Origin of the sequence: Chitinophaga horti (assembly GCF_022867795.2) — a bacterium.
In the GTDB taxonomy this organism is placed as follows: Bacteria; Bacteroidota; Bacteroidia; order Chitinophagales; family Chitinophagaceae; genus Chitinophaga; species Chitinophaga horti.
Map to the genome: position 1 here is coordinate 2,647,309 of NZ_CP107006.1, position 19,278 is coordinate 2,666,586.

General features: G+C 52.9%; 12 protein-coding genes. 7 read left to right on the plus strand and 5 right to left on the minus strand.

Translation table 11 applies throughout. The features are described from left to right. The first annotated feature begins 83 nt into the window (after positions 1 to 83). The 7 genes from MKQ68_RS10675 (at position 84) to MKQ68_RS10705 (ending at position 8,538) form a co-directional block, all read left to right on the plus strand. Positions 84 to 1,715 (plus strand): glycoside hydrolase family 32 protein, encoded by a 1,632-nt coding sequence (locus MKQ68_RS10675; RefSeq protein ID WP_264283286.1) that lies wholly within the window; start codon positions 84 to 86, stop codon positions 1,713 to 1,715. Positions 1,716 to 1,819: 104 nt separating this feature from the next. Beyond that, the gene (locus MKQ68_RS10680; RefSeq protein ID WP_264283287.1) at positions 1,820 to 3,637 is read left to right on the plus strand and encodes a UbiD family decarboxylase; all 1,818 of its coding nucleotides are present in this window, start codon (positions 1,820 to 1,822) and stop codon (positions 3,635 to 3,637) included. A gap of 244 nt (positions 3,638 to 3,881) precedes the next feature. Continuing rightward, a complete protein-coding gene (locus tag MKQ68_RS10685) occupies positions 3,882 to 4,703 on the plus strand; it encodes a hypothetical protein (protein ID WP_264283288.1) in 822 nt (273 codons plus the stop codon). Positions 4,704 to 4,708: 5 nt separating this feature from the next. Continuing rightward, a complete protein-coding gene (locus MKQ68_RS10690) occupies positions 4,709 to 6,877 on the plus strand; it encodes a mechanosensitive ion channel domain-containing protein (RefSeq protein ID WP_264283289.1) in 2,169 nt (722 codons plus the stop codon). Continuing rightward, positions 6,835 to 7,128: a mechanosensitive ion channel domain-containing protein gene (locus MKQ68_RS10695; protein WP_264283290.1), complete on the plus strand. Its 294-nt coding sequence runs from the start codon at positions 6,835 to 6,837 to the stop codon at positions 7,126 to 7,128. Before MKQ68_RS10690 ends, MKQ68_RS10695 begins: the two co-directional genes overlap by 43 nt. A 127-nt stretch (positions 7,129 to 7,255) precedes the next feature. Then, a complete protein-coding gene (locus MKQ68_RS10700) occupies positions 7,256 to 7,576 on the plus strand; it encodes an ArsR/SmtB family transcription factor (RefSeq protein WP_264283291.1) in 321 nt (106 codons plus the stop codon). After that, complete coding sequence (locus MKQ68_RS10705; protein WP_264283292.1) at positions 7,573 to 8,538, plus strand: SRPBCC domain-containing protein; 966 nt, start codon at positions 7,573 to 7,575, stop codon at positions 8,536 to 8,538. Before MKQ68_RS10700 ends, MKQ68_RS10705 begins: the two co-directional genes overlap by 4 nt. Positions 8,539 to 8,682: 144 nt before the next feature. On the opposite strand, the gene MKQ68_RS10710 is transcribed toward MKQ68_RS10705, so the two are convergent. The 5 genes from MKQ68_RS10710 to MKQ68_RS10730 form a co-directional block, all read right to left on the minus strand. Further along, entirely contained in the window at positions 8,683 to 8,982 is a 300-nt protein-coding gene (locus MKQ68_RS10710; protein WP_255860109.1) for a GIY-YIG nuclease family protein, read from the minus strand. A gap of 133 nt (positions 8,983 to 9,115) precedes the next feature. Further along, complete coding sequence (locus tag MKQ68_RS10715; RefSeq protein WP_264283293.1) at positions 9,116 to 10,117, minus strand: aldo/keto reductase; 1,002 nt, start codon at positions 10,115 to 10,117, stop codon at positions 9,116 to 9,118. An 80-nt stretch (positions 10,118 to 10,197) separates the two neighbouring features. Beyond that, the gene (locus MKQ68_RS10720) at positions 10,198 to 11,106 is read right to left on the minus strand and encodes a helix-turn-helix domain-containing protein (protein WP_244838765.1); all 909 of its coding nucleotides are present in this window, start codon (positions 11,104 to 11,106) and stop codon (positions 10,198 to 10,200) included. Positions 11,107 to 11,189: 83 nt separating this feature from the next. Further along, positions 11,190 to 12,092, minus strand: coding sequence for a PorP/SprF family type IX secretion system membrane protein (locus MKQ68_RS10725; RefSeq protein ID WP_264283294.1), 903 nt, complete (start codon positions 12,090 to 12,092; stop codon positions 11,190 to 11,192). A gap of 7 nt (positions 12,093 to 12,099) precedes the next feature. Beyond that, the gene (locus tag MKQ68_RS10730) at positions 12,100 to 19,266 is read right to left on the minus strand and encodes a T9SS type B sorting domain-containing protein (protein WP_264283295.1); all 7,167 of its coding nucleotides are present in this window, start codon (positions 19,264 to 19,266) and stop codon (positions 12,100 to 12,102) included. Positions 19,267 to 19,278: the final 12 nt, after the last annotated feature.

The window sequence follows — 19,278 nt, forward strand, 5'->3', positions numbered from 1 at the left end:
GAGTATTTTACTGGACACCTGCCATTCTGTTATAAAAGGCTGATGGATATTTCTATCTTTAGCGCTGACTACTATCATCTATCATGAAAAGACTCAGTACGCTACTCTTATGTACCGCGGCCCTGCCCGTTATGGCGGCCGACACGACGATCACCATTACCAAACGTTACCTGAACCTGCCCGTATCGCACCAGCAGCAACGCTACAACATGCGCTATGACATCGGTGGCAAAAGAGAACAACAGTTCGTGATCCGCCTTAGTGATAAACCTGAATACTGGGTATTTTCTGATGTAAGCGCTTATAAAGGCAAAAAGCTGCGCATCCACTTCGACGGCGATGCTGCAGGATTGAAACTGGTATACCAGGACGACCGCATCACCGGGCAGGACTCCCTATACCGCGAGCAACGCCGTCCCCAGTACCACTTCTCCACCCGCCGTGGCTGGATCAACGATCCGAACGGTATGATCTACTACGAAGGCGAATACCACCTGTTCTATCAACATAACCCCTTCGAACGTGAATGGGAGAATATGTCGTGGGGACATGCAGTGAGCAAAGACATGATCCACTGGGAAGAGCTCCCCGTAGCCCTGCACCCCGACGAAAGCGGCACGATGTTCTCCGGTTCCACGGTGATCGACTATGCCAATACCTCGGGCTTCGGCAAACCGGACAAGCCGGCCATGGTAGCGTTGTATACGGTGGATAGTCCGGACAGGCAGGTGCAGAGCCTTGCCTACAGCCTGGATAAAGGCCGTACCTGGACCAAATACAAAAACAACCCGCTGATCGACTCGAAAGAGAAATGGAACAGTAAAGATACCCGTGACCCGCGCGTTTTCTGGTACGGACCCGGCAAACATTGGGTAATGGTGCTGAATGAGCGTGACGGCCATTCGATTTATACCTCCGGTAACCTGAAAGACTGGCAATACCAGAGCCACGTGACCGGCTTCTGGGAATGCCCCGACCTGTTTGAATTGCCGGTGCAGGGCGGGAACGGACAAAAGAAATGGGTGTTATACGGTGCCTCGAATACCTATATGATCGGCAGCTTCGACGGTAAAACCTTTACACCGGAAAGCGGTAAACACTACTTCTCTGCCGGCTCCATTTACGCCGCACAAACCTTTACCAATATTCCCGAAAGCGACGGCCGCCGCATCCAGATCGGCTGGGGACGCATTACACAGCGGAATATGCCGTTTAATAATATGATGCTGTTGCCGACGGAGCTGACCTTGCGCAAAACGAAAGATGGCATCCGCCTGTTCAGCGTGCCGGTGAAAGAAACAGAGCAACTGTTCACCTCCGCCGGCAAATGGGAAAACCTGGCCGCTGCGCAGGCCGACAAACACCTGGAGTCCTTCCGCGACGCCAGCGGCGTACGCATCAAAGCGAAGATAAAATTATCACACGCCACCGATGCAGGTCTGAGCCTGTATGGTCAGCGCCTGATCAATTACGATATGAACTATAATGTGCTGAATGGCATGTTCTATTCCCCGCAGGACCCGACGAGTATGGAACTGTCGGCCGATATTTACATCGACCGCAGCTCCGTGGAAGTGTTTATCGACGGCGGCGCTTATTCCTATTCGATGGAGCGCCGGGCAGATCATAACAACCGCGAAGGCTTCCGTTTCTGGGGAAACAATATTACCGTGCTCTCGCTGGAAGTATTCAATACTAAATCCATCTGGCCGTAAATCACACCGGGAGGCCCGGTTACGCCGCGCCTCCCGTATCCGTAAGCGCCATTATTGCGGAAACTTGCCTAATTTTGGCCGATTCAACATTACGCGACGCTACAATGGGTTATAGAAGCTTACAAGATTGTATCAACGACCTGGAACAACATGGACATTTAATCCGCATCCGGCAGGAAGTGGATCCCTACCTCGAAATGGCCGCAATCCATTTGCGGGTGTACGAGCATGGTGGTCCGGCCCTGCTGTTCGAAAATGTAAAAGGCAGCCGGTTCCCCGCAGTGTCCAACCTGTTTGGCACCCTCGACCGCTCGAAGTTCATGTTCCGCGATACACTGGAGAAGATCAAAACCCTCGTCGATATCAAAGGCGACCCCGTAAAGGCGATCAAAAACCCTTTCCGGTACCTGAACGTGGCGGCCACCGCCATCTCCGCCCTGCCGATGAAAACCGGCAAAAGCGCGCCGATCAACTTTGGCCGCACCCGCATCAGCGAATTACCGCAAATCGTGAACTGGCCCATGGATGGAGGCCCGTTTGTGACCATGCCGCAGGTGTATACGGAAGATCCTGACAAGCCGGGCATCATGAATGCCAACCTCGGCATGTATCGCATCCAGTTAGGCGGTAACGATTACATCCAGGATAAAGAGATTGGTTTGCACTACCAGCTGCACCGTGGCATTGGTATTCATCAAACCAAAGCGAATGCAAAAGGCCAACCGTTGAAAGTGAGCATTTTCGTGGGCGGCCCTCCGTCTCACCCGCTGTCGGCCGTGATGCCTTTGCCGGAAGGCCTGTCCGAAATGACCTTTGCAGGCGCGTTGGGCAACCGCCGGTTCCGGTATTTTTATGATGAAGAAGGCTATTGCATTTCTGCGGATGCCGACTTCGTGATTACCGGCACCGTGATGCCGCACGAGAATAAACCTGAGGGTCCGTTTGGCGATCACCTGGGTTATTACAGCCTCACACATCCTTTCCCCCTGCTGAAAGTAAATAAAGTATATCACCGTAAGAATCCGACCTGGTCGTTCACTGTTGTGGGCCGCCCCCCGCAGGAGGATACCAGTTTTGGGGCGTTGATACATGAGATTACGGGCAACGCCATCCCGCAGGAAATACCCGGCGTGCGGGAGATCCACGCGGTAGATGCTGCCGGCGTGCATCCGTTACTGTTTGCCATCGGCAGCGAGCGGTACACTCCTTACCTGAAAGAGCGCAAACCCCAGGAAATACTGACCATCGCGAACCACATACTGGGCAGTAACCAGCTCAGCCTGGCCAAATACCTGTTCATCTGTGCCCGGGAAGATGACCCGTCCCTGCACACGCACGACATCGAACGTTTCCTCATGCATATGCTGGAACGCATTGATCCCACACGAGATTTGCATTTTCATACCAATACCACTATCGATACCCTCGACTACACCGGCAGCGACCTGAATGCGGGTAGCAAAGTCGCCATCGCAGCCGCCGGCGACAAACGCCGCGACCTCTGGCGCGAATTGCCTGCGGGCTTCACCTTGCCCAGGCAGTTTACCGGCTTTAAGATGGCATTGCCGGGCGTACTGGCCGTTGAGTCTCCGGATAAAGACGCCGTTGAGATGCTGGATGCACATCTGCGCGACGCCAACCTCGAAGGCCTGCCCCTGATCGTATTATGCGACGATGCCGGCTTCACCGCCGCATCCATTAACAACTTTGTATGGGTAACCTTCACGCGAAGCAATCCATCGCACGATGTGCATGGCATCAACAGCTTCATTTCCCATAAACACTGGGGATGCCGGGGGCCGATCATCATCGATGCGCGTATTAAACCGCACCACGCGCCACCGTTGATTAAGGACGCTGCCGTAGAGAAGCGCGTGGACGAAATGGCGAAACAGGGCGGCGTATTACATGGAATTATTTAGTTTTGATTGCGCGAACTGAACAATAAGGTTCGTAATTTGTTGGAGACTGAAGCGGAAGTTTGCTTCGCTATGATACCGCTGACGATGAGAAAAGCATCACCCTCGCCGTCATTGGTAATGAAATGAAGCAAACCTTCGCTACGGTCTCAGCGTTTGCGAACATATGATAATGAGTTGAGGTCGCCTGGTCTTCGTGCAAAACCATTGACAGGACACTTAAATAATAAATCTATAAACCTCCAACATGAAACGTACCCTAACGACCCTGCTGGGCATCCTGTTCACTTTCACCCTGTTTGCCCAGGCGAAGCCTGACGTTATCATCAAATTAAATGGTGATGAAATGAAGGGCAAAGTCCTGGAAATGAACGAGGATGCGGTTAAATTCACTTACACAGGAGAAACCCTGGTGTATAACATTAAGAAGTCAGAAATCCTGAAAATCACCTTTGCCTCTGGCCGTGAGGAAATCATTACCAAGCCAGGCAACACCGCCGTAGCGGCTACTCCCGCCGTGGCTCCGGAAGATCACCGGAACAAAATCGCGATCCTGCCATTTGCCCTCATCCGTGACGGACAGTCAGTGGCCGATCAGCTGAGCGAAAGAGCGCAGGGCGAATGTTACGGTATGCTGAGTAAACATGCCGGGCTGAACACGATCCTCGATCCCCGTACGACAAACGCATTGCTGCTGAAAGCAGGTATCACGCCGGATAACATCAAAGCACATACGATGGATGACATCTGTAACATCCTGGGCGTGGAATACGTAGTGAACGCGGTGGTAACCGTGGATAAAACCACACAAACCTCTTACTCCTCGTCTTCCGGCAGCAGCACGACCAAAACAGACTCAAAGAACCCGAATAAAACGAACGATCGTTACAGCGGTTCTACCTATGCTACCAACACCCAGGCTTACAAAAGCGTGGTGTTGCTCAACGTTTACAACGACCAGGGCGCAAGCGTTTTCTCACAGGAAAGGCAGTCTTTCTTCAATACCGATGACGCCTACAAAAACGCACTGGAATACCTGTTGAAGCGCACTCCCATCTACCATAAATAACGCCTATGCGTATTGCTACCCTGCTGACCATACTATTCGCGCTGCTCACCGGTAGCGGATCGTATGGTCAGTCTGTTTCTAAAGACAGTACCGTACAATCTTTCGTTGAGAAGTTCCGTGAATTGGGCCGTAAAGAAGCCATTAAGAGCATGGAAACGGTGAAAGCCAACCGCGCCTCGCGGCAGCAGCGGGCTTTGCTCAATGATGTGCGGCAGACTGCTCTGGCGGCCAAACTTTATCTACAGAAAGGTATTGACACACCGGCCATCAGCCGGGCGCTGGATCGTATTCATCAGAACATGCTCACAGCGCGTGAAGGCGTGCTGCAAAATCCCGCACCCGTGCAAACGCTGCGCGACCTGAACGTTACGTCGATCGTGCTGCAGGAACTCTTGCAACGCATCAGTCACGAGCGCAGGCAGCTGGACGGCTATACGAACCAGCTGATGAAATACCGGGAACACATTGACTCCGTTACCAGCACCCCGGCACTGCTCGAATTTCCTGCGGATTCCGCCAACATGATGAAATACCTCACGCGCCTGGTCATCACAGCGAAAGATGTGGATCCCGTGGACAGCATGCTGAAGCAATCTATCGTGAGTGTGCAGGACCTGCAAACCCGCATCGACCTGCTGTCGTACGAAGTGAATGCAAACCTGGAGCAGGTGGAGAACATGCGTAAATCCCTTTCTGCCGCAACGTTCCGGCAAGAGCTGCCCATCGTGCAAACCCGCAGTTTTGCCGACATCGCCTTGCTCTCCTGGAAGAAGGACATACTCGCGTTTTCCCATTACCTCGGCTATTACTACTGGCGGCTGTTGTTGCTGGTATTATTAACGATGGCCTCGTGGCGTTTCATCTGGGCGTTGAAATCCCGGTTGCTCGACCGGCAGGCCCATGATGTGTTGCAAAACCTTGTGGTGCAACAACCCCTCTTGTCTGCCATTATTATCGTAGTAAGTCTCGGGCAGTTTCTTTTTCCAAATGCACCTTTCCTGCTCAACCTTGTGTTTTGGGGCGTTCCGGCTGTTGCCTTGATATTTGTTTTCGGCAGACATGTTGCGCCGTTCTGGCTGCGGTTCTGGATCGTGAGTGTAGCGCTGTTTTTCCTCGCCTCGCTCGACAACCTGCTACTGCAACCTTCGACTACTGAACGGTGGTACATGCTTTCGCTGGCTGCGGTGGGGTGGATATGGGGCATGTTACACCTGCTTAGCGCGCGCAAATCGGAGCTGCGGGAAAAACGCATCCTTTACTTCATCGCCTTTATGATATCGATGGAAACCTTATCCATCGCGTTTAACCTGGCTGGTCGTTACAACCTCGCCAAAATCAGCATGACCTGCGGCTACTTCGGCATTGTGATCGCTATACTATTCCTATGGACCGCCACCCTCATCAACCAGGGACTGAAGATTGCTTCAGGCATTTATAAGCAGCCCGACAAACACCTGTTCTTCATCAACTTCGATCGCGTGGGCGGCTCGGCCCCGCTGCTCCTGTATATCATATTGATTGCCGGCTGGTTCGTACTGATCGCACGTAACTTTTATGTGTACAACCGTGTCACCGAGCCGCTGATGGCCTTCATTACAGCGCCGCGCACCCTGGGCGAATACACCTTTTCTATACGTGGTATGCTGATCTTTGTAGCCATATTGCTTAGCGCCATGTTCCTTTCGCGACTCGTGTCGTTCTTTTCCGCGGAAGATCATTCCGCCGCACCTGCTGCAGGCAAAAAGTTATCACTGGGCAGCTGGTTACTGCTGATACGCATCGGCATTATCAGCGGCGGCCTGTTCCTCGCCGTAGCTGCTGCCGGCATACCGCTCGATCGCATTACCATCGTATTGGGCGCATTGAGTGTGGGCATTGGCTTAGGTTTGCAGGGACTTGTCAGCAACCTGGTTAGCGGGCTTATTCTCGCCTTTGAGAAACCCGTGAACGTAGGCGACCAGATCGAAGTGAACGGTACCCTTGGTACGATGAAGTCCATCGGCTTCCGCAGCAGTACCATTGCCCTGGTGAATGGCTCCGTGAGCGTGATCCCTAACAGCGACATCCTGAATCACTCTCTCGTGAACTGGACGCTCGGAAAAAGACAAGTGCGTGGGAATTTCGTGGTGGCGTGGCTTATGGCAGTGACCTCAGCCAGGTACACGCCTTGCTGAGCGGGCTGCTGGCTAAAAACCAATTATTACTGAAGGACCCGCCCCCATTCGTGGTGGCGAAAGCGTTCAGCGAAAGCTCGGTAGATTTTGAACTTTTCTTTTGGGTGCATACCGTAAGAGAGACCTACACAGCTAAGAGTGCCCTTATCATGGAGGTGACGGCAGCATTTAATGAAGCCGGCATCAGGATCCCATTCCCGCAACGGGATGTGCATTTTTTTAATGAAGATACTGAAGGCCGGACAGCGTAGTCCGGCCTTTTTTTTCAGTAGCCCCTCCCATTTATAAGTAACCCATCACGTAGCCCGGAAAAAATAAATTTGCGCAACCGAATGGCTTCTCATATATTTGCAACCAATCAGCTGCACAACAAAAACAATGAGAAGAGACATATTCCAGGCAGTCGCCGACCCAACAAGACGGGCGATCATTTGTTTACTGGCGGTACAGGCGATGACGCCGAACGGTATTGCCGAACACTTTAACACGACGCGGCAGTCGGTATCGAAGCACCTTCGTATTCTCACCGAATGCGAGGTATTGAAGCAGGAACACCAGGGCCGCGAGATTTATTACCATCTTGAACTGGAGAAAATGAAAGAGATCGACCACTGGCTGGAGCAATTCCGCCAACTCTGGCAAACCCGGTTTGACCAACTTGACGATGTATTATCGACCCTCAAAAAGCATAAAAAATGAACAAAGCTATCTTCTACGACTTCAAAGTTGACAAGGAAAAAAACAAGATTTATGTAGACAGGTCATTCAACGCCCCACTCGACCTCGTTTGGGCCGCCTGGACCGAAGCCGAAATTCTCGACCAGTGGTGGGCCCCCAAACCTTACCGCGCCGAAACGAAGTCGATGGACTTCCGCCCCGGTGGCCAATGGCTCTACGCGATGATCAGCCCCGAAGGCGAAAAACACTGGTCGTTCTTCAAGTACGACACCATCAACCCGGAAAAAGATTACGCCGGCAGCGAAGGCTTCTGCGACGAAAACGGCACGCCTACTTCCAGCATGCCTAACAGCCAGTGGAGCAATCGTTTTACCGCACAAGGCGACGATAGCACCCTCGTAAATATCGAGCTGCAATTCAAATCTCTCGCAGACCTGGAGGCGCTTGTGAAGATGGGCTTCAAAGAAGGTTTTGCGATGGGTATGGAGAACCTGGACCAGTATATCGCTGCCCAGTTCTACCTGCGCCGCGACAAGAAGCCCAACAACCAGGCACGCACATCTTTCTATGTAAACTTTCCCGGCAACACCGAAGAAGCTTTCAACTTCTACAAATCTGTATTCAACACGGATTTTGTAAACGGCCTTCAACGTTTCGACCAGGCTCCTTCCGACCCCAACCAGCCGCCAATGTCCGACGCGTTGAAGCGAATGATATTACACGTCGAACTCCACATCACCGGAGGACACTCCCTCATGGGCACCGACGCTCCCAAAGAGATGGGTTTTACCGTAACAACCGGCAACAACATGCACATCAACCTCGAACCCTCCTCGAGGGAAGAAGCCGACCGTTTGTTCGCCGGCCTGTCCGCAGGCGGCACCGTTTCCATGCCGCTCCAGGAAATGTTCTGGGGTGCGTATTTCGGGAGTTTTACGGATAAGTATGGGATTAACTGGATGGTGAATTACCAGCAGAAGTAGGTTTCCGGCGCGGAGACTGCACACGAAGGTTGCTTCGCTTTGCTCTTAATGACGTCGTTTGGGATGCGGAGAGGTGGGACGTTTTTCCCATCTTCGTCATTGCGAGCAAAGCGAAGCAAACCTCCGATTCGGTCTTCGCTAAGGTTACCATGATGCAACCTCATCGTACAAATCCATCCATCCGGGATTACGTTGTTCGATCAGTTTCGTCTTGCTTGCGCGGCTTCCACCTTTGATGCGCTTTTCTTCTGTGATGGCTTCTTCGATGAAAACAAACACCTCGTAATACACAAGGATATTCAAGTGATATCTTGCTGTAAAGCTTTTAGCATGCAAGTGCGATCTGTGCTCATTTACACGCGTCAGCAAATCTGACGTAACGCCGGTGTATAATACAGTACGAGACTTATTCGTCATGATGTAAACAAAACCTCCTTTCTCCATATTTGAATTTACAGAGCGTCAGTTTCGCAATGTTGTTCATTCTATAAAATGGTTGTTCATTTTTACAGAATGAGGAGCCTGAAGCGGAGGCTTGCTTCGCGTTGCCCGCAATGACGAAATGAGGGGCGCCCAATCAATGATTCACCAGCTTCAACGCCCCTTCACTATACCTCGCTCCCGTATCCGGGTAGCGCTTCACCAATGCATTGATCTGTTCCAGGTCAGCAGCAGATAAGTGCACGTCGATCGCGCCGGCATTCTCTTCCAAATACTTACGCTTCTTCGTTCCCGGTATCGGGATAATATCTTCGCCTTGCGCCAGTACCCAGGCGAGCGCCAGTTGGGCCGGGCTGCAGTTTTTAGCAGCGGCAATATCTGCAAAGCCTTTTACAAGTTGATTATTGTTATCCTGGAACTCCTGCTGATAGCGGGGCAAGGTCCGGCGGAAGTCGTTGTCGGCTAAGCTTTCCACATTCAGCGTATTCGTAACCAATCCGCGGGCGAGCGGGGAATACGGCACCAGGCTGATGCCGAGTTCGCGTACGGTTTGCAGGATGTCTTGCTCCACGTCGCGGGTAATCACCGAGTATTCACTTTGTAAAGCAGCAATGGGATGTACGGCATGCGCTTTACGGATAGAGGCAGCAGAGGCCTCACTCAGGCCAAGATAACGCACTTTGCCTTCTTTTACGAGATCGGCCATGGCGCCGACCATATCTTCTACCGGTACGTTCGGATCGATGCGATGTGCGTAATAGAGATCGATCGTATCGATCTTCAGGCGGCGCAAACTTCTTTCCACGGCGGTTTTCATCCAGGCGGGTGAGCCGTCGAAGTAGCTGCCGTTCGCGTTGCTTGGGGCTACGTTTTCTTCTTTATAACGGAAGCCGAATTTTGTTGCGATAAATATCTTATCCCGCTTTGGTACCAGCACTTTAGAGATCAGTTCTTCGTTGGCGCCGTTCGCATACATATCGGCAGTATCCCAGAAGTTGATGCCCAGGTCCAGCGCCTTTTCCAGCGTGGCGATGCTTTCTTTATCGTCGGCAGGGCCATAAGCGAAACTCATACCCATACAGCCTAAGCCGATGGCAGATACCAGTTCGTTCGAATTTCCCAGTTTCCTTTGTTTCATCTTTTAATGATTTTATGGATACAAAAGTAAGACCGGCAGCCGTTGCAGCTTTATAACAATCAAACGGATACTTATACAAATCAAACAGCCATTTCCCGCAGCTGTTGCGGGGCCATCCCGGTATGTTTCTTAAAGAAGATCGAGAAGTAGGAAGGGTATTCGAAACCTAAACTGTAAGCAATGTCGGAGATATTCCAGTCCGTATGCTGCAACAGCGCGCTGGCTTCCGCAGTAATGCGGGCAGCGATGTGTGCACCCGTTGTTTTGCCCGTCACCTCTTTCACCGAACGATTGAGGTGGTTTACATGTACAGACAAGGCACCGGCAAAGTCGGCCGGTGTTTTTAAGGCCAGCACGCGCTCCGGTGCATCGATAGGAAACTGCCTTTCCAGCAATTCGAGGAACAATGCCGATACGCGCTGCGATGCGTTACTGTACGTATGATAGTTATCGGCCGGATTCGCCCTCATGGCTTCATGGATCAGCAGGTGAAGATAACTGCGCAGTACATCATGTTTATGCACGTAACCGGAGCCTATTTCTGTCATCATTTTCCGGAAGATGGCAGATATCTCCTGCAACTGCGTTTCATCGGGAAAGAACACCGGGCTGCCGCCTGTCCGGAACAACGGCGAGTCCTGCAAACTCCCCATCCGCTCGTTATGCTGCACAAACGCCTCCGTAAATAAGCAGTACCAGCCTGACTGCACCTCTGACTCCGCCTCCCAGGCATAAGGCACCACAGGATTGGAGAACAGCATGGCTGGCCGGTCGATGTACACCCACTTATCGGCATAATACAACTTACCCGTACCGATCACCAGCGACACCTTGTAGTAATCACGGCGACTGTACGGCGTTACGCTCGCGCAGGACTCGCGGGTAAATACATTGATGTGGCCCAATGCTTTGTTACGGGCATCCGAGCCCGGGACAATGTGACCCGGGTTGCGGGTATAAAACTGACTGAGGGGTTCTGTGGGTTGCATGGGGCAAAGTTATAGTTTTCAAACAATATTTACATGGCCAAGCACGACACCGCCGAGGAAGCCACGACTGTACGACGATGCCCCTATTTCAAAAACCCGACTCTCAATCCAAGTGTAAAGTTCCCCGACAGGTAATTACTCAACCCTTCTGTTTGCGACGAGTAACTGGCCTGTATACCGATCCGGTTGATTACATTATACCCCGCCCCTACCGTGTAATTCTTCGAAGTATGGTACATGCCGAATACATTGGCCGCGTTGTTCAGGAAAACCAGGTTCGCGCCCATGTCAATCACGTTATCGAAATCACGCACGCCACGGAAACAGACTTTGGGTTCCACCGCGGTGAACTGCGTGCCGATAGCAATGCGATAGCTACCTGCCAGGAAGAAGGTGCTGCTGTTAGCCAGTCCTTTGTTCTCATCCCTGAAATACCCGACCATATTCGGCAAGGCCGCCTGCAGTGTGATGCCATAACCGGTATACGCCACACCGAAGTCGCCGTCGAAGTAGTTATCTCGGCGGTTATAGCGACCAATAGAAGGATCCAACACTTCGCCGTCGAGGTTTTTAACATCCAGGCGCTCGTTGCGTAAGCCGACCGACAACCCGAAATGCAGGTGCTGCGTATTGGCGGCACTCAGCGGGAGGTGATACGCGTACGTGAGCGCCACGCGGGTGTTGGAAAGCAGGCCGGCTTTGTCATTGTACACGTTCAGGCCCACGCCTACTCTTTTCGTGGTGGCATATTCTGCGGTGAAAGCCATGGTAACGGGAACACCTGGTTGGTGTTCCCATTGCCGACGGTAGGCCGCGCTAAGGTGCAGTCCTGAATCGATACCTGCCATGGCCGGATTACCGAGGTACTGATTCTGGAAGTATTGTGTGGCAAGGGGATCTACCTGCGAACTGGTGTTACCCCATTGCTGCGCTTTTGCCTGTTGTATTCCTGCCATCAGCAGGAGTATATAAAATATCTTCTTCATCTGATTATTATTTATCCCTGATGACAGTAATGAAACCTTTTACTTTCGGTAATCCCGGACCGAAGTCGAGGATGTAGTAGTACGTACCTTCCTGCAGCGGATTGCCGTTCACCGTGGCTGCCCACTCGTTGAGGTAACCGCGTTTCTGGTAGATGATACGGCCGCTGCGATCAAATATCTTCAGCTCGTTATTCGGATACGTGTCGATGTTACGGATCACGAAACGGTCGTTGATACCATCGCCATTCGGTGTGAGGATGTTCACCCCGTCTACTTTATAATCGGTGAGTACTTCGATGTTGACTGACTGCGAAGCGATACAACCGTCGGCGTTTGTAGCCGTTACACGGTACGTGGTATTCTCCGTCGGCCTGATCACCAGCACCGCGCTGTTCTGACCACTTACAATACCAGCCGCAGGGTCCCATGCATACGTAACACCACCTGTTGCGGTAAGTTCTACAATATCGCCTTTCGACACCTGCAGGCCCTTGTTGCTCGTAATCACCGGTGCCGCAATACTGCTGGCCGTAATCACGAACTTACGCTGCACCTGGTCTACCCCACCGTTCGCCGTACCACCATTGTCTTTCACCGTGATAGTTACCGTGCTTGGGCCACCCAGTCCGGCATTGATGCGGAAGCGTAACGTGTTGTTCACGATGCCGAAGGAAGCGAACAGTCCCGGGTTATCATTCGTCGCCGTTACCGTCAGCGTCTGACCCGTTTCAGGACCGGCCGTAAGACCTGGCAGGTTGATCGTTGTTTCGTTAGCAGATACACATACCAGCTGATCTGCGATCACACCGAGCGTAGGCGATTCGTTTACATCTCCTACATTGATCACGAACGCTTTCTCGAGGAACTCACCACTTTGCGCCGTGGAGCGGATACGGATGTTGTAAGTCGATTTCGCTTCTGCGTTAAATGTTTCCGCTGCGGAGAGCTGGTTACCGGTAATCCGGAAGCTGGCATTATCTGCGCCGCCGGTACCTGCTACAAGCGTATACGTAAAGTTGTTACCAACCTCTGTGGATATGGACGCCAGTGAACCAATCGGCGCATTCAGCGCGTTGTTTTCGAGTATGGCGTTATTCGTGAGTATGATATCCAGCGGAGGTTCCGGCCTGTCGACGATATTGATCAACACCGTACGTAATTCGCTCAGGTTCGTGCCATCACTTACCTGGATGAACAGGTTGATGCTCGAAGCCGCCTCGAAGTTCAGGTCGCCTGCGTCGTTCACCGTGAGCACACCCGTTGCCGGGTTGATCGTGAAGGCAGGGTTAGTATCGCCATCCGTATTCCCGTTAGTGACGATCGTGAAGTCACGCAAGGTACCCGTGCTACCAGGATCTGTAGCAGCAATGGTAGCCACTACGGTGCCTGCAGCCGTGTTTTCATCTACGTTGTAAATCTGCCCGGCAGTGATGACCGGCACTACTGCATCCACAAATACGGCGGATGTGTTGCCCACTGCATTCAGAGTAAGCACCGCATTGTTACCTGCCGCATCGCGGATGGTGGCGCCGTTGAGAGTTACCGCTGCTGCCGGTGTGATGCCATCTGTATCCAGGTCGCCTGCCACTACCGTGTAGCTGAACACCAGTGTTGGCGTATTGAGTCCGGCAGTGAGGGTGAACGATTTGTTTACGGCACCCATTGCAACATCCAGCGTTGGCATTGCTCCGCCGATGATCACCGGTTCGGAGAACACTACGGAGAAGTTCAGCACCTCGCCTGCTTTCCAGGTTTTGGCGGCTGGTACATCTACACGGGTGATTACCGGGTTGATCGCATCAACTTTTACATTCGTGAGCGGACCTACATTATTCAGCGTTAATACCAGGTTATTGCCCGGTGCATCCTGTACGGTGGCACCATTGAGCTGTAAGCCCGTAACGCCGATACCATCCATATCCTCATCGCCTACCGCCACTGTGTAAGTGAACGTAAGCGTATTGGCAGGACCGCCTGCAACATGTGCCGCCTGTTTCACCGCGCCGCCGATGTTCAGCGACAGCGACGGCGTTCCACCAGCCGTATTGACGATTATATTTTCAGAGATATTCACCGTGAAGGAAAGTACTTGTCCGGCTACATAAGTCGCCGAAGCCGGTACATTTACGCTGGTGATCGTCGGTACTACGCCATCAATCACGAGGGCTTTGTTTGCGCCGAGTGAATGGGTGGCTCCCGGTGCCGGTAAAGTTAGATTCGCATCGAGCCCGGCTGCGTTTTTGATCGTGCCGCCGTTGAAGGTGAGCGCGTTCGCATCTACATAATCCAGGTCGGTGCTAAGATCACCCGCCTGTACCGTGTAGCTGAACATCAGCGTTTGCGTACCGCTACCGGAAGAATATACCGCCATGCGATCCGTGGCACCCGTTTCGACACCCAACATCGGTGTGCCGGTTACCATCACTGGCATGTTGAAGCTGATCGTTACAGGGATCACATCGCCCAGTTTATAACTGCCGTCGGCGGCAGGCGACGTAATGTCGAGAATAAGCGGGTCCGTAGGTCGTACGGTGATCGGGATGATGATCGTATCTGTTAACGCACCGCCTGTACCCGTTGCGCCCTGGTCGCTGACTACGACGCGGATTTGTGCCGGTCCGAAATAGTGCGTACCGGGCGTATACGTAAGGCCGTCCAGTGCATTCGTTACATCCGTCAGCGTACCGGTAAATATCATTTCCGCATCGCCCGTGCCTGAACCCGTGGTGATCGTCAGCCCGGTAGTGGCCGGTAATGCCATCACACCGTTAGTGGCCAGTAATTCAACCCGCAAAGCACTTGTGCCTAGGTCGACATCCGTAATGCCGATCGTGTTACTATTACCGGTAGCGAACGTCAGTACCGTATTCATATCGAACGACTGCGCACCAGGCGTCGCGATGGCCGGCGTATCGTTGACAGCAGTAACGATGATGTCGAAATTAGCGGTGGCGAACAGGTTGCCGCCTGTGCCGCTGTTACCGTTATCATCGATGCGCACCACTGCCCCTATTGGTGTAGTGGTGCTGTTGGCATCCGTCACGAACGTTACACTGCCTGCGGCGATGAACGCGTTGATGTCGGTCTGGCTACCATCCAGCGTAATACCACCCGCAACGCCGGCTACCGTCACACCATTGCCACTGGTAGCAGCATACGTGCCGGAAGCAGCGGTGAGTGTTACTTTCACCGTGGCTGTGCCGGCGTCGGTATCCGCAAATGATAAACCGGTTAAAGGAGTAGTCACATCCTCGCTTACGGCAAAAGTGGCTGGTGCCGTCGGGATCGTTGGCGCGTCATTCACCGCAGTGAACTGCAGCGTTACCGTCACCGGTGTCGCGTTAAGTGTACCGCCGGAGCCAGTTGCGCCATTGTCCGTCGCATTCAGGGTAAGGATGATATCGCCGTTCACATTCAGAGGCGAAGTATAAGTCACATTATTTGCAGTAATGAAAGCATTGATCGCCGTTTGTGTGCCGTTCAATGTAAGCGTGCCTGTGCCGCTGCCCGTCACCGTAACACCCCCGCCGTTGCTGGCATTCAGGGTGCCGGAAGGAACAATCCAGGTCATCGTTACAACACTTGGGTCTGCGTCAACGTCTGCCAGGGAGATGCCTGGTAGGGACAACACCGCGTCTTCCGTTCCCGTGATCGTAGCTGGTGCTGTAATGACCGGTGCATCGTTTACGGCACTGATGTTCAGTACAACCGTGGCCGTCGCTTCTTCGCTGGTAGGCGAAGCACCGCCCGGGTCTGTACCGGTTAAGCCATTATCGTTGATCGTCACCGTCATCGTTACATTACCGTTTGCCTGTGCGGCAGGTGCGTACTGTAAGAAGTTGCCGGTGATCCAACTATTGATGTCGTTGATACTGCCTGTCAGCGTGAGCGTACCTGTACCACTGCCAGCGACTGTTACCCCACCGGCGGAAGTGCCGGTGAACGAGCCGCCTGGCACACTGAACGTTACGGATACGGTGCCTGCAGCTGCATCCCCGTCAGAGAACGAGATACCGGAAATGCCAAGCGGCGTATCTTCTGTAACCAGAATGTTTGCCGGTGCTGCAACAGTAGGTGCATCATTGATCGCCGTAATCGTTACGTCGATGTTCGCGGAGGCAGACAGTGCGCCACCGCTGCCCGTGTTGCCGCCGTCATCCACTGTAACATTGAGCTGCTGACTGCCATTGGCATTTACGGCTGCGTTGTAAGTTATATTGCTGCCCGCAGACAAATAAGCATTCAGTGCGCCCAGTGTGCCGGTGAGCGTAACTGTTCCCGTATTGTTATTGCTGACGGTGACGCCGCCGGAAGTAGCCGCCGTGAAAGTGCCTGCGGAAGCAGTATACGTTACGGTGATCGCTGCCGCAGCAGCATCCTCATCGCCCAGCACCACACCTGTTACAGCCAGCGTACCGTCTTCAGACATCGTCCGTGTATTGACAGTAATATTGATCGTCGGAGCGTCGTTCACGGCGGAAGGTCGCAGGGTAATTGCATCCGTATCCGTTTCTGCAGCACCGCCGGTGTTACCTTCATCACTCGTGAGTACGTTCATCGTTACGTCCGCATCTGTGGTGGCTGTAAAGGTGACATTACCCGCTGCAATGAAAGCATTCAGGTTGGTGCCCGAACCGGTGAGCGTCAGCGCCGTCGCCGTACCGCCAACCGTTACGCCGCTGCCGCTGGTAGCTGCGAGTGTGCCGGAGGTTACAGATAACGTGATCCTGATCGCCGCGTTGCCTGCATCTACGTCTGATACACTGATGCCAGTGAGCTGACTGGCCTGGTCTTCTACCACGTTGATAAGCGCAGGCACAGTGTTTACGGGTGCATCATTTACAGCGGTGATCGTGTAAGCAATAGCGGTTGTGGCGGTTTTCGCACCACCCGTACCGGTATTACCCAGATCGTCGAGCGTGACATTGATCGTTACGGCCTGCACATCATTTGATGCCGGCGTGAAAACCAGTCCACCCGCGTTGATTTTCGTAGTAAGGTCGGCAATCGTACCCGTAGCCACGATCGTGGCGGTACCGTTGCCTGTATAAGTTACGCCGCCACCAGCCGTGCCGGTAATCGTGCCGCCTGTAGCAGCCAGGGTCAGACTTACGGTGCTGCCTCCCGCATCCGGGTCAGACAGTGTTAAGTCGCCTATTGGTGTAGCGGCATCTTCGTTGATCGTTCTTGCCGGCGTGCTGGTTGACAGCTGTGGTGCATCGTTGTTTGGAATGACAGTCAAGCTTACCAGCACTATTGCACTGGATCCCCCATCGCCGTCATTCAGTTGTAAGGAAATAGAACGTGCGGTAGCAGCAGGCGTATCGCCCGTATGACTGAAGCCGATACTGCGTATCAGGGCCGCGACGGTAGCGGGTGTAGCATTGGCGTTCAGGCTCACCACCAGGGCAGCGCCATTGGTGCCACCGGTGAAGGTACCGATAGCAGTGCCGTTAAATCTTACGATATTGCCGGTGACTGTGATCGTTGCTCCCGGCACGATGGACATTACATCGCCCAGCTGTCCGTTTGCAAAAAGATTGAGTGTAAGGTTACCGCCGTTGAAACTTGGAGAGTCTCCATCTGTAACGGTCGCATTATCGCCGTCATCTATCAGCGAGGGTGTAGGCTGATCTTCGCCGTAGCTCACCGCATCGCCGCCCAGGTTGCCTATTACCGGGTTTGCCGGTGGCGCTGTCTGGAAGTTGAAAGTCGTTGCGTTCGTGATCGCAGGAAGTATCTGCAGATCTACGTCATGGAAAATGCCATCATCGTATCGGATGTAATAGTTCGTTCCTTTCGAAAGCGTCACCGATGGATCGATCGTCCAGGTGGTACCGGAGCCGGTTACCTGGGCGCTGTTGACACTGATTGTTTCGATCAGTGTTCCGTCGCCGCGATAGATATAGATGTTGCCGGATTTTTTCGTAACAGTTTCGTTGATGACTAGCTGGATATTGGTGTTCGTGGCAACGTTGGTGGCGTTGTCAGCGGGCGTGGTGCTGGAAAGAACAGGAGGAACGCCGAGTTGGCGTAACACCGCCAATCCACCACTGTTTTCCCGGTCCAGCAGGTCTACATCGAAATCGTTATCATAATCCATTACGAACAAACCAGCCGGCGATACCTGCAGGCCTGTAAGTGTCAAATCCGTGCTATTAAACGGTGTTGCGGGATCATACACATTGGGATAGTCGGTAAAGTTACCGGCTCCATTGTTTTTCAAATAGCCGATATCCTGCCCGGCAACGTTATTAGTTTGATACAAGGCGTCCTGGTCGCCATCGCGGTCGAAATCGCCGAATACCATGCGGCCGGGAAAGGCCATGGTCATTGTAAATGGATTAGTCGCCAGCGCAAAAGTACCACCGTTGTTACGCCAGACGCCGACTGTTCCCCCTTCCCTATCGATAATATCTACATCTCCATCACCATCATAGTCCAATACAAAAATACCATTGGCTGCTACCTGATGGGCACCGGTCGCAAAGTCAACTGAAGCAAAAGGAGTCGCAGGCGCATTAGCATTTGGAATATCGGTGAAAGAACCGCCACCGTTATTAACGACGTACCCAAAACCGGCGCCGCCCGTGTTACCACTCTGGTACAACACGTCCTGGTCACCATCATTGTCGAAGTCGCCAAATATCATGCGCCCGGGAAAAGTCATCGTCATGGTGAAAGGATTCGTTGGCGCGTACACGAAACCGCCCGGATCATTACGCCAGACGCCCAGGTAACCGCCCTCCCGGTCCACAATATCAACATCTCCATCGCCATCGTAATCGACTACAAAAAGTCCGTTCACGGCGAGCTGCTGTGCATTCACTCCGCCGTTGCTAAAATCAAATGAAGTAAACGGCGTACCGACCGAATTGGCGTTGGGAAAGTCAGTGAAGCTACCAGCTCCGTTGTTACGCACGTAACCGAACCCCACGCCAGCCGAATTTCCCGACTGATAGAGAATATCCTGGTCGCCATCCCTGTCAAAATCACCAATCAACATCCTCGAAGGGAATGTCATCGTCATCGTAAGCGGGTTCGTCGCATAATCAAACGTATTCTGCGCTGCCACCGGCTTCACGGCCAGCAGTAACAGTAATACCAGCAGGCCGCCACCGGCGGCCTTTCTGGGTAAACGCGTATGTAAAGCAGTCATGTAAAATTCTTTCATAAACGAGCAATC